The organism is Mesorhizobium sp. WSM4871, assembly GCF_055811295.1.
This window is the reverse complement of the sequence record NZ_JBVVPU010000002.1, coordinates 293820-306261: the sequence shown is the minus strand read 5'-3', so window position 1 is coordinate 306261 and position 12442 is coordinate 293820. Positions and strand designations below refer to the sequence as shown.

Genomic DNA, 12442 nt, shown 5'->3' with positions numbered 1-12442 from the left:
CCACTTTGAGCGAGCGACCGACATGGTTCGCCATTCACGGACGCGCGTCTTGCAGGTCCGGTACCGGAAGGGGCTTAAGCCCCGTAGTTCCTTTTCTGATCAAGCATCACGGCGCCGACGATCAGGGCGCCCTTGAGGACTTGCTGGTAGTAGGATTGGATACCCATCAGATCGAGGCCGTTGTTCATGACGCCGATGATCAGCGCGCCGATCAGCGTGCCGGTCACCCGGCCGACGCCTCCCGAAAGGCTGGTACCGCCGATCACCACCGCCGCGATCGCGTCCAGCTCGTAGGCAATGCCGGCCTGGGGCAGGGCGGAACCGGTGCGGGCGCTGAGCAGCATCCCGGCGAGACCGGCAAGACCGCCGGAGATGACATAGACGACGAACTGCGTGCGGGTGATGTTGATGCCCGAGGTCCTGGCCGCATGCGGGTTGCCGCCGACGGCATAGATGTAGCGGCCAAAACGGGTGCGGTTGAGGATCCACCAGGAGATGGCGAACACGACTGCGAGAATGACGACCGGCGCAGGTATGCCAAGGATGTTGCCTGTGCCGATCCAGCGGAAGGCCGGCGTCAGCGCGGGGACGGGACGGCCACCGCCATAGATGAGGGTCATTCCGCGTGCTGCCGACAGCATGCCCAGTGTCGCCACGAAGGCCGGCACCGAAAACCGTGACACGATCACGCCGGAAATGGCGCCGCAGGCGATGCCGACCAGCAGGCCGATGCCGAGGCCCAGGGCGACCGGATAGGGCGCGCCGGAAATCCCGGCGGTCGCCGAACTGGTCACGAAGCTCGCGCTGACAATGCCTGCAAGCGCCACAACGGAGCCGACCGAGAGATCGATGCCGCGCGTCAGGATGACGAAAGTCATGCCGATGGCGAGAACGCCATTGATCGAGGTCTGGAGCAGCACGTTCGAGATGTTGCCGGCCGTCAGGAAGAACTCGTTGGAGACCGACAGAACCGCCACCAGGATCACGAAGGCAAGGAAGATGCCGTATTCCTGGATCAACAGCCGGCGCTGCTCCGAACCGAGCCAGCTATTTGCATTCTTGCCACCCTCGGCACCCTTGTTGTCGCCAGCCGACATCATCGATTCCTCTGCCATTGAGCGAACACCCTGTCCCTGGTCAGGTTGAGAGATGGACGAGCGATTGGGCATTCGTTTCCTCCCGGCTGAAGGTCCCGGCACTTCTGCCGGCCCGCATCACCATGATCCGGTCCGACATGCCGAGAACCTCGTCGATCTCCGACGAGATCATCACGACCGTGCCGCCGGAGGAGGCGAAGTCGCTGATGATCCGGTAGATTTCGCGCTTGGCGCCGACATCGACGCCGCGGGTCGGCTCGTCCAGGAGCAGCACCTTCGGATTGCGAAGAAACCATTTGCCGAGCACCACCTTCTGCTGGTTACCGCCTGAAAGGCCGGAGACCGGCATGGTGTCGCGGGCCGCCTTGATCTGGAACTTTTCCCGCATGCCGCGGCTAGCGTCCGCTTCCCGCGCCCGGTCCATGGCGAAGGCGGGGCTCATTTCAGGCAGGCTCGCCATGCAGATGTTGGCGCGCACGGAATCGGCGAGATTGAGACCGGTCAGCTTGCGGTCCTCGGTGACCAGCGCCAGCCCATGCGCCATCGCATCCGCCGGCTTTGCAATGCTGACCTCGGTTCCGTCGACCTTGATGCTTCCCGCCGACGGCCTGTCGAGCCCGAACAGGCAGTTGAAGATCTCCGTCCGACCGGCTCCCATCAGGCCGTAAATGCCGAAAATCTCTCCCTTGCGCACCGAAAACGAGATGTCTTCGATCTTATTCGGGCAAGAGAGCGCGGCAACCTCGATACCGGGTTGCGATGTCGGCGTGTTGGTCTTGGAGAATTCCTCCGACAGCGCGCGGCCGACGATCATGTGGATCAGGCCGGGTCGATCGATGTCCGCGAGCGCTCCGCTGCCGACATAGGCGCCATCGCGAAAAACCGTGTAGGAATCGGCGATCTGGAAGATCTCCGACAGACGGTGGGAAACATAGACGATACCGCGCCCTTGCGCCTGTAGGCGGCGGATCGCGCCGAACAGATGCTGTGCCTCCCGCTCGCCGATCGCCGAGGTCGGCTCATCCATGAAGATGACCTCGGCGTCGTGGCTGAGCGCCTTGGCGATCTCGACGAGCTGCATCTGCGCGACCGAGAGGTTCATCATGTACTGCGTGGCCCGGATATCGAATTCGAGATCGTCCAGCAGTCCTTGCGCGGACCGGTTCATCGCGCGGAAATCGATGCCGCCAAACCGCGCCTTGGGCTCGCGGCCGAGATAGATGTTCTCGGCAACCGTCATGTGGGGAACGGGGCTGAGTTCCTGCTCGATGATGGCGATGCCCGAGGCCAGTGCGTCGGCTGGGCTGGCGAATTCCACTTCCTTGCCGCGGCGGCGGATCGAGCCGGCATCGCGGCCGAAGATGCCCATCAGTATTTTGAGAAAGGTCGATTTGCCGGCGCCATTGCCGCCGCAGAGCGCATGAACCGTACCGGCGCGAAGCTGAAAGCGGCCGTCGCGCAAGGCGGCGACGCCACCAAAGGACTTTTTCAGCCCTTCAACCTCGAGCAAAAGCTCCACCTTCTCTCCTCCCGTATGTCCGGCAATCCTTGGAGCCGATCGACGCTGGCAGCCTCCGCCCAGGACATCGAAGATGACAATAGTCAATTTATGGTCGACAAATGTCAAGTCATCTCGGGAGTTTTAGCGAACGGCCCATTGAGGTGAGGGTTGCTTCTCGATAAAACCCATGGAAAACAAATAGATATGGCCATCATGATCGTGCCGGGACAGGATCAGGCCTTTCTCGGATCGGCCTGCTGAAGGCAGGACCAAAGGTCTGGATCAGCATTTTGCGAGGCTGCATGCCACGCAGTGCCGGGGTCGCCCGGCCACTTGCCTTTACCTGCAGGTTCCCTGCGGGCGACTTCAGTCGAGTGGCGAAAAATGCGCCGACAGCAACTGGAACGGGAGCGCCCCATAGGTGGCGACAGTCGCCTCATCGTCCCATTGACGGAACTGGCGGGACGGCCGGGCCTCTAGCACCAATGCCTGGCTTGCACCGTCCAGCGTCACCTTGCCGCGAAAGTGCAGCACCCTTTCGCCACCGGAGCGGCTGATCGCCACGGACCGCAAGCGGGCGACATGCCGGCCGGCGGCATTGATCTCCATTTCGATGCGTCGCCGGACCGGCGGAACGGAGATCCTGACGGTCACCTCAAGCATCAACTCGCCAGTCATTTCCAAATAGGGGGTCGTTTGTGGATAGGGGATCGTCTGTGAAAGCACGAATGGCGCGGGCGCCGTCTTCGTCTTGGGCATAGCCGACCTGCCGCGCCAGACGATATCAGGCGCCGATTGCCGCAGCCGGCCCTTCTTGCGTTTCAAGCGCAGCTGCTTGGCAAAGCCGCGCGACAGCCAGACGAGGCCGCCGAAATCCGTGCGCGGCTTGGCTTGCAGCACCGAGGACCAGCGCGACAGGCCGGCGCGATCCGCCATCGCCACAATCCTTGCCAGTGGCGCCTCGGGCACGGCAATGCCGATCTCCCGCGCGAGATAGGAGAGCGCCACCGCCGCGGCCACGGCAAGGCCGCGTTTGGCTGCGATATCGAGGAACACATCCCAGTCGACATCGCCGCCATCTATAGCCACCGCGCAATCGACGAGCCAGTCGCTGTGGGTGTGGGCGTCGAGGCCGCCATGCGCAATGGCGAGCGCGATGCGATCGGCCGGCGAGGGAACAGACACGCTGACGCCGCTGAATTCGGCCGCTATCGCGCGGCGCCAGATCGCCGAATCGTCTTCCGAACTTGATTGAGATCCGTCATAGCCGAACTGGTGCAGGTCGATGTCGCCGAAGCTGCCCTTGAAGAAATTCATCGAGCGCACGGACAACAGTCTGGCCCGCAAATATTGTGGACTGACGCCGGTGGCGATCTGCCAGTCGCGGTCGCGCAGCACGTCAAAGGCTGTGACCATGTCCTGCGGGCGCACCAATATGTCGATGTCATGCGCCACCCGGCCGCGCTGCGCCGACGCATCGACGGCAATGCGGCTGGCGCCCTTGATCAGCATGACCGCCGATCCGGCCTCCACCATCGCCTTCAGCGCCGGCTCGGCCTCGCGCATCGCCATCCGCGATTTGGTCCACAGCATCTTTTGCAGGCCGACAAGGCGCGGGTAGGCGGCATGGACGGCAAGCTTCCTGCCGAACCTGTCGGATATGGCGGCGAGCAGCCGGTGCTCGCGAAAGGAGACGAGGTCGATGTCGTTTTCGTCAAGCCAGCGCATGGCGCATTGGCAGGCCGCTTCCTCATCGGGAAGAAGCGCCGCCTTGAGCAATTGGTCGAGCTTGCCGGTCGGCCACGACCAGCCATAGTCCGGAAACCGGCGGCCGATACGCCGCATTGTCCTGGCCATCAACTGCGTTCCGCCCTGTTTCGCGCCCGCTGCATGGCGAGCCGGGCGACCTCGAGATAGCCGCGGTCGCGCGTGTCATCGCGCCCATAGGACAGGCTGCCGGGCCGGATTCGACGCAATGTCAGCGCCTCGTTCAGCATGTCGAGAATCAGGCCCGCCTCCCGCGCCCGGGCGATCCAGTCGATCATTTCGCCGCGGCCACCGGGCGGATCGACGATCGGCCCGACGACATCGAAGACCTCGCGGCGGATCATCATTGTCGAACGCGACCAGCCGGGCACGGTGACGGCCTCTGGGGCATCGGGCCGGTCGTGGCGGAAGTTGCGCCAATGGGTAAAAACGCCCGACGTCTTCGGAAAAAGTCTGAAATGCGCAAGCTGTTCTTCGATCTTGGTCGGCAACCACAAATCGTCGGCATCGAGCGTCGCGATAAATGGCGTCGACAGCGCGGCAACGCCTCTGGTCGTGGCGCTGCCCGGCCCCGCGTTTTCCTGGCGCAGCAACCGCACCTTCAGGTCCAGCGCATTGATCACAGCCGCCATGTCATCGGTCGAGCCGTCGTCGACGACGACGATGTCGTCGGGCTCGATCGACTGAGCCACGACCGATCTCAACGTCTCGGCGATGGTGGTGGCCGCGTTGAAGGCTGGAATAACGACGCCGTAGCCGGACATTAGAGGAAACGCCCCATCACAAGAAACGCCAATGCGCGAGGTCCTTGAAATCGAATATACCGTCGACGGCGTGCAGGGAAGGATTGGCCTTGCGCCGTTTTATCGATTTGTGGATGGCGCGCATGAATTCGCGAAACGGCACATTCTTTTCCTTGGTCATGTTGCCGGGGTGGCGTCGGTAGTAGAGGGCAACAGTCTCGGGCATGAGGAATCTCGGGCCGCTCTCGAAAACGCGCAGCAGGTAGTCGGTGTCCTCGGCCTGGTTGAAGTCCTCGTCGAAGCCGCCTATCCGCTCGACAAGATTGCGGGCGAAAATGCCGGCGGACAGATGAATCCCGCGAACGGTTATGGAATGGCTGTCGGCGGCCGGTTCCAGCGTCTCGTCGTCTATCCTGTCTATAAGCGTCATCCGCGAATAGGTCAGGTCAAGGTCGGGATCGGCCGCGAAACAGGCAAGATCGGCCCTGAAGCGGCCGGCGGGCGAGATGTCGTCCGAATCGAGAAACGAGACGAGCCGCGTTTGCGGCAGCAATTGCTGCAGCCCGGCGTTGCGCGCCCTGGTGACACCCATATTGGCTTGCTGGAACAGGCGGATGCAGGACGTTTCGCCCATCATGGCGCGCACCGCGTCGGCCGTGCTGTCGGTCGAGCCGTCGTCGACCACAATGATGTCGAGATCGGCGTCATCGCATTGCCTGAGCAGCGAACGCAGCGCCGCGCCGACATAGCGTTCGCGGTTGTAGACAGGCATGATCACGCTCAGTTTCATGCATCACTCCGCAATTGCGAGGGCAGCCCGACCTGCTTCGGCCAGGTCTCCAGGGAACAACGATCCTCTCCGTCGATATGTCACGTGAATTGCCAATCGGCCGGGCTCCTAAGTTCGAAAATACCCTCGACCTGATGGATCGAAGGATCGGCCTTGCGCCGTCGCATCGATTTGTGGATCGCGCGCAGGTATTCGCGGACCGGGACACCTTGCTCTCTGGTCGCATTGCCTGGATGACGCCGGTAATAGATCGCCACGGTATCGGGCAGCGTGTAGCGGGGACCGCTTTCGAAGACGCGCAACAAATAGTCGGTGTCTTCGGATTGCCTGAACTCCTCGTCGAAGACGCCGGTCCGCTCGATGAGCTTCCGGCTGAATATCCCGGCACTCAGCGAAAGGCCGCGAAGCATCATCGAGCGGCAGCCGGCGGCCGGTTCCAGCGCCTCATCGTCTATGCCGTCGACCAGCATCATCAGCGAATAGGTCAGGTCAAGGCCGGGATCGGTTGCGAAGCAGGCAAGATCGGCCTTGAAGCGCCCGGCAGGTGAGATGTCGTCGGAATCGAGAAACGATACCAGCTGTGTCTGCGGCAGTAATTGCCTCAGCCCGCTGTTTCGCGCCTTGCTGACACCCATATTCGCCTGCCGGAACAGGCGAATGCAGGACGTTTCGCCCATTATGGCGTGCACCGCGTCGGCCGTGCCGTCGGTCGAGCCGTCATCGACGACGATGATATCGAGATCGGCGGCGTCGCGTTGCCTGAGCAGGGAGCGCAGCGCCGAAACGATGTAGCGCTCGCGGTTGTAGGCGGGCATGATCACGCTCAGCTTCATGGCGTGCTCCGCGCGAGAAACGCCGAAATGGTCCCGGCGATCTCTTCCGGTCGCGTCCCCAGCGACAGGCGGTAGCATGGCAGCAGGCGCGTGAGGTCGCTGAAGAAGCGAAAGCCGCTTTCCCGCTCGCCTGGCATCTGGGCGATTCCGGACGGCGCCAATGCAATCATGGCGTCCTTGCGCGACACGGGCATGATCGAGCTTGCTTCAACTCCGCCGATATGTGGCACCAGCAGCGCGACGATGTCCAGACTTGCGGGCACAGGGCGCGCCGCGATGTCATCGATGCGGAACTGATGCTTGCCTTGCCAGTTCAGCGGACCATAGGACGTCAATCTGTGCTTCAGCCCCAGCCGCTGGAAGCCTTTGGGATCCTGCTTCAGCGTCGCGAACAGCGGATGGGCTCTTACGCCATTGGCCGCATCGATCAGCACATAGTCGTCGCCGACGCTGTCCAGTCCGTTGAGCAGACCGGCGACGACCGTTCCCGATTTCCCGGCTCCGCCCGAGCCGGCCAGCAGAATGCCTTTGCCATCGAGACCCAGCGTGCCGGCATGGGCCAGCCGCATGCCGCGCGCCGCATACTCCCAATGCAGGAAGGCGCGCAGCGGCGCGCCGGGCTCCCACGGCGGAAAAGCCTCGGGCGATGCCATCAATTGCACGCCGACGCGGCGCTCCGGATCGTAGAACTGCCAGAAGTCCAGGTCGTGGTAGTGGTTGCCGCGCAGCCCGGCCTCGGCCAGGCTGGTGGCGAAGGCGTGGTGCGTGAAATAGCCGTGGCCCCAGCTCGCCGGGACGGGAACGCCCTCGATGTCGGGGTCGGCAACGAAAATGCGGCAGTCGCTTGTTGCGGTTCGGTCGTCCCGAGCCTGGACAAAAGCCTGATCGATTGCCGCCGCCAGCGGACCGGGGCCCAGATGCGCCGTCAGTTCCAGCCGCGGCAAGTCGGCCTTCGCGGTGACGGCATAGCCCGAAGCGGCGCCTTCCGCCGCGGCCAGCACATAGCGGGCATAGTCCGGCAGGGATTGGAGGGTGACGCGCGGCATGGCTGACATGTTCCAGTATCGCCCGATGTGGCGAAGGCACGGCCGCCCTTGTGTTTCAGGACGCCTGTTTGACCGCCGGCCAGCCGCGAGGTTCCTCGACCTCATGGATCGGATCGACCACGATAAGATCGGCAAGGTCGTCATGGATGTCGACCTTGAGCGGCTCGCCGGTGCCGGCGAGTTCCGCAAGAAGGGCGCCCGAAATGGGTTGCGCGGTGGCATCGGCCGCGGGCACGAGCAGGCCGAATTCGAGCAGTTGCGAGATGAAGCTCTCGAGCTCGGCCAATCCTATCGTTGACGCGCCTGCTGTCTGTCCGACCAATGCATGGGCGGCAACGCCTGATGACAGCGCTTCCCAGACCCTGCTGCCCGAATCGGAGAAGCCGAAATATTTCCCGGTCGAAAGGTCGAGCACGACGGCTTCGCCGTCGAAGGACTCAAAAACGATGTCCTTGCTCGCCACCGCGTAGACCAATTGTTGCATCGTTTAATCCCCGCCTCGGACGCACGGGAAGCGAATCGCCGGTCGTCGCGGCCCACCCCGCCGCTGGTGAAAGCATCTAGCCAGTTGGCCCTTCTTTGGCAAGACAGGGTGCCGGCCAAGAATCTGTAGGGCAGATTTGCGCGGTGTCGAAAGTCCCTTTCAAGCTTCGACCTCGATCGCCGTTAATGGCTTCGAACAGCAGGCCAGGATGAAGCCGTCTTCGATCTCATGGTCGAGGATGCCGCCATTGTGGCTCATCTCCACGCTGCCCGAGATCTTCTTCACCTTGCAGGTTCCACACAGGCCGAATTCGCAGGCCGCGGGGATTCTGACGCCCGAGGCGCGCGCCGTCTGCAGCACGGTCTGGCCGGCAAGGCATTCGCCATCGACATCGGAAAGCGAGAACCGGATCGGCGTTGCTGCCGCGGCGGGCATCTCGGCCCCACCGCCTGCCGGCGACGCAAAGGGAGCCGGTACTTCCTCCACGGCGGGCGCGGCAAAGCTTTCCTGGTGATAGTTGTCCATGTCGAAGCCGGCGGCCTCCAGCATTTGCCGCACCGCGCGCATGAAGGGATCGGGGCCGCAGCAGAAGATCTCGCGCTCGCGAAAATCCGGTGCCAGCAGCGGCAGCCTGATCGCATCGATCCGCCCCATATGGCCGAACCAGCCCTCGCGGCTGGAGCGCTCCTCGATCATGAAGCCGAGCGTGAGGCCTGGCATGCGGCTGCCCAGCAGTTCCAGCTCCTTGCGGAAGATGATCTCTTCCGCGCGCCGCGCGCAGTTGACGAAGCCGACATCGGTCCATGGCGCGCAGTCGTTCAGCCAGCGCAGCATCGACATCATCGGCGTTACCCCGGAGCCCGCCGAAATGAACAGATACTTGGCCGCGGGGTGGCTGTGCAGCGAGAAATCGCCTGCCGGTCCATAGGCCTTCACATGAACGCCCGGCTTCAGATTGTCGAACATCCAGCGCGTGCCGAGGCTGCCGGCCTGCGCCTTCACAGTCACCGCGATCGAGAACGGCCGCGACGGCGAGGACGACAGCGTATAGGTGCGCATCAGCGGACCGTCGGCGCTCGGCAGTTCCAGCGTCACGAATTGCCCCGGCTTGTAGCGGAACCAGGTCTGGTTGTCGGAGCGGAAGGTGAAGGTCTTCACGTCAGGCGCCTCGTCGCTGACGCCGATCACCTCCAGCACCTGCAGCCGGTCGTTCCACGGCGCCATCTCGTCGAGGTGGCGGTAGAGGCCAAGGTCGGTCATCGCATTCATCCCCCGGCCCCTCAGGCGACGCTGCGCAGCGCCGGCCGTTCGCCTTCGGTAAGGCGTGGCCCGATGAAGGCGGCGTACCATTCGACAAACTGGATGACGCCGCCCTCATGCAGTTCCGAATAGGGGCCAGGCTCGTAGGCCGGCGACAGGATGCCGAAGGCGTTCTCCTCGACGATGCGGCGGTCCTGGTCGTTGGTCTCAGTCCAGACATGGGTGAGTTCGGCGAGATCGTAATCGACGCCTTCGACCGCATCCTTGTGGACCAGCCATTTGGTGGTGACAGCCGTCTCCGTGGCGCTGATCGGCAGCACGCGGAACGTGACGGCGTGATCGCCGAGTATGTGGTTCCAGGTCGTCGGATAGTGGTAAAGCAGCAGCGAGCCGATGCGGTCGGTGGCAACGCTGTCTGAAAGGTTCCTCTTCACGGCGCGCTTGCCCGTCATCGTGTAGCTGACGGCGTCGCGCAACAGCGGCGCGCGGGTGGCGCGATACTGCCCGGCCGGATCGATGCGGAACTTGCTCGGCAGGCCCGCGGCCTCGCATTTGGCCCAGTGCGCAAGCATCTCGGGGTCGCTGTCGGCGCCCTGCACGCCGGTCACCGTCGGCGCTTCCGGGAATGTCTTGCAGAGTTCCGGATGGTTGCCGGCGCAATGATAGCACTCGCGGTTGTTTTCCCAGACGAGCTTCCAGTTGCCCTTCTCCACGATGGTCGATTCGAAGGCGACCTTTGCCTCGCGCAGCCGGTGCGGCAGCAGATAGGGTTCGATCATGGCGCGCATCGGCGCGAAATCGGCGGGCTCCCTGGCCAGGCAGATGAAGATGTAGCCACCGACGCTTTCACAGGCGACCGGCTTCAGGCCGAACTGGCTCTTGTCGAAACCGTCCGCCATCTGGCGGGCGAACAGCAGCCTTCCGTCCAGCTCATAGGTCCACTGGTGATAGGGGCAGACGAGCTTGGCCGCCGTGCCCCTGTCGGCGTTGCAAACACGGCTGCCGCGATGGCGGCAGGAATTGTGGAAGGCGTTGATCTTGCCTTGCTGGTCGCGCACCAGCACGATCGGATAATCGCCGATCTGGGCCGTGATATAGCTGCCCGGCTTCGGCAATTCGCAATCATGGCCGATGAACAGCCAGTCGCGATACCAGATCAGCTCCATGTCTAGCTTGAAGAAATCAGGATCGGTGTAGAAGGGCTGTTCGAGGGAGAAGGCTTCCCTGCGGCTGTGCAGAAGCCTCAGCATGTCGTTGCGCGTGTCCATGTCCTGTCCTCTTGGCCGTCGCATCGGGCCGAAATCGGAATCGATTTCGGAAAGCACGATGCGCAGTTCAAAGTCTTGGAGCGTACTTTGTGCGTCCAAATGGACGCACGTCGCTCCAAGGACTGACTATGGTGGTGACGGGAGGAAGGATCGGCGCAGGCTGGCGAACGGCCGGCATGAACTATCCGCCTCTTGACCGCCCACCGCGATCAGTCGAGTTCAATCACCTCGGGCTGGTTTCCGGGCTCTGGAGTTGTCCTCGCGGACTCGTCGCGACACCTTCCCAGGCCGTGGCCCAGTGGTCTCCCGTTGCGACTTGAACTCCACCACCGTTGCGGGGGCAGCGCCGGACTCTGACCGGCTTCCCAATTCTCCGCTCCGTCGTCACGAAGCGGCACCTGAGATGCCATGATCTAATCACGACGGCCGGCCGACTGTCGGCATGAAAGCGACATCGTATCCATGCGGCGCGACACGGCCGGCGAAACCGGCAAGCTGGCAATTGCCGGGCTGAAACTTATTTTGCCGGCTGCCATTGTCGACTGCCGTCACCGTCGAATCCGGCGCGTTTGCCTGGCAAAAAGGCTTAACAGTTTCCAAAGGTGACTATTAGCTGTTCCTAAAATCGAACCGAACGGTTCGTTTCTGTTGACGGTGCGTGCAGAACGTTGTGAACACTGGCGCTCCGACACACTTGGTGATCCGCCGGCCGATTTGATATAACAGACTGATAATATTAGCAAAAATAACGGTTGTGGGAATCCTTGGTGCATTTTCAAGATGCAGAGTCATGGTCCAGATGGAACAACTTCGTGATTGGAAACCGGCGATCGGCCCCCCCACATCGAGGCCGTCCGAACGACGCGAAATCCTCCCAGGACACCGCCGCTAGACGGACGGAAAAACTAAATACTGGAGTACCAAAAAATGAAGAAGATCGCTCTTACTGCCGCCGCCCTTCTGGCCATCACCGGCAGCGCCTTCGCTGGTAGCGACAATTATGGTTCCAATGGTGCGAACCAGCCTGCCGCCGCAGTCGACAGCTCGTACACGGCTTCCACTCAGAAGTCGGAAGCTCCCGCCGAAAAGCCTGTCACGCACGGCAGCGACCGCAATCTGTTCGGCAATAACTAAGCCGACCCAGACCTGTGATCCCGAACCTTGGGTTCGGCGAGATCATAGGTCGATCAGACAGGGAACGGCGGGTTGCCCGCCGCCCTGCCGGGATCGAGAAATCCCGGCGCAAGAAAATTCAGGAGTACCAATGAAGAAGATTGTTCTTACTGCCGCCGCTCTTTTGATTGCCGCCGGCAGCGCCTATGCCGCCAATGACAATGTTGGCGGGACCGACATCAACAAGCAGGCGACCGCCAACGTCGACAACACCCGGACGTCTTCGGTGCGCGACACCAGTTCGCCGGTCTACAAGCTGCTCAATTCGTCGGGCGATGTGGAAAAATCTGCCCCTCAGGGCAGCGACCGGAATCTCTTCGGCCGCTAACGTCGAAGTCGATCCCAAACACAAGAGCGGCGGGCCGGGCCCGCCGCGCGTGTGTTTTGCGGGGGGTGGTTGGCCGGGGTGTCAGGCCGCCGGCGCGTCCGCCGAGTGAAGCGAGGAAGAATGGCCGTGCGCATCGAAGATATTGAGGTACA

12 protein-coding genes and 1 riboswitch are annotated in these 12442 nt (G+C 62.7%); of the genes, 2 read left to right on the top strand and 10 right to left on the bottom strand.

Features of this window, described 5'->3' with window-relative positions:
* Nucleotides 1-74: 74 nt before the first annotated feature.
* The 10 genes from AC0L2H_RS04830 to AC0L2H_RS04785 form a co-directional block, all read right to left on the bottom strand.
* A complete protein-coding gene (locus AC0L2H_RS04830; RefSeq protein WP_473589465.1) occupies nucleotides 75-1097 on the bottom strand; it encodes an ABC transporter permease in 1023 nt (340 codons plus the stop codon).
* 40 nt (nucleotides 1098-1137) lie between these two features.
* A complete protein-coding gene (locus AC0L2H_RS04825; protein WP_473589135.1) occupies nucleotides 1138-2616 on the bottom strand; it encodes a sugar ABC transporter ATP-binding protein in 1479 nt (492 codons plus the stop codon).
* 348 nt (nucleotides 2617-2964) lie between these two features.
* Nucleotides 2965-4455, bottom strand: coding sequence for a nucleotidyltransferase family protein (locus AC0L2H_RS04820; protein ID WP_473589134.1), 1491 nt, complete (start codon nucleotides 4453-4455; stop codon nucleotides 2965-2967).
* A complete protein-coding gene (locus tag AC0L2H_RS04815; RefSeq protein WP_473589133.1) occupies nucleotides 4455-5129 on the bottom strand; it encodes a glycosyltransferase family A protein in 675 nt (224 codons plus the stop codon). The genes AC0L2H_RS04820 and AC0L2H_RS04815 overlap by 1 nt, the downstream gene beginning before the upstream one ends.
* 16 nt (nucleotides 5130-5145) lie before the next feature.
* The gene (locus AC0L2H_RS04810; protein WP_473589132.1) at nucleotides 5146-5898 is read right to left on the bottom strand and encodes a glycosyltransferase family 2 protein; all 753 of its coding nucleotides are present in this window, start codon (nucleotides 5896-5898) and stop codon (nucleotides 5146-5148) included.
* An 80-nt stretch (nucleotides 5899-5978) separates the two neighbouring features.
* Nucleotides 5979-6731, bottom strand: a complete 753-nt coding sequence (locus AC0L2H_RS04805) for a glycosyltransferase family 2 protein (RefSeq protein WP_473589131.1) — start codon at nucleotides 6729-6731, stop codon at nucleotides 5979-5981.
* A complete protein-coding gene (locus tag AC0L2H_RS04800) occupies nucleotides 6728-7777 on the bottom strand; it encodes a serine kinase (protein WP_473589130.1) in 1050 nt (349 codons plus the stop codon). The genes AC0L2H_RS04805 and AC0L2H_RS04800 overlap by 4 nt, the downstream gene beginning before the upstream one ends.
* A gap of 55 nt (nucleotides 7778-7832) precedes the next feature.
* Entirely contained in the window at nucleotides 7833-8261 is a 429-nt protein-coding gene (locus AC0L2H_RS04795; protein ID WP_107649096.1) for a PqqD family peptide modification chaperone, read from the bottom strand.
* Between the two features lie 159 nt (nucleotides 8262-8420).
* A complete protein-coding gene (locus tag AC0L2H_RS04790; protein WP_473589129.1) occupies nucleotides 8421-9521 on the bottom strand; it encodes an FAD-binding oxidoreductase in 1101 nt (366 codons plus the stop codon).
* A 20-nt stretch (nucleotides 9522-9541) separates the two neighbouring features.
* The gene (locus AC0L2H_RS04785) at nucleotides 9542-10789 is read right to left on the bottom strand and encodes an aromatic ring-hydroxylating oxygenase subunit alpha (RefSeq protein ID WP_473589128.1); all 1248 of its coding nucleotides are present in this window, start codon (nucleotides 10787-10789) and stop codon (nucleotides 9542-9544) included.
* Nucleotides 10790-11003: 214 nt separating this feature from the next.
* A riboswitch (cobalamin riboswitch) is annotated at nucleotides 11004-11206 on the bottom strand.
* A gap of 510 nt (nucleotides 11207-11716) precedes the next feature.
* On the opposite strand from AC0L2H_RS04785, the gene AC0L2H_RS04780 reads away from it, so the two are divergent.
* Both AC0L2H_RS04780 and AC0L2H_RS04775 read left to right on the top strand, forming a co-directional pair.
* Entirely contained in the window at nucleotides 11717-11923 is a 207-nt protein-coding gene (locus AC0L2H_RS04780) for a DUF680 domain-containing protein (RefSeq protein ID WP_473589127.1), read from the top strand.
* A 130-nt stretch (nucleotides 11924-12053) separates the two neighbouring features.
* A complete protein-coding gene (locus tag AC0L2H_RS04775; RefSeq protein WP_473589126.1) occupies nucleotides 12054-12290 on the top strand; it encodes a DUF680 domain-containing protein in 237 nt (78 codons plus the stop codon).
* The last annotated feature ends 152 nt before the right edge of the window (nucleotides 12291-12442 follow it).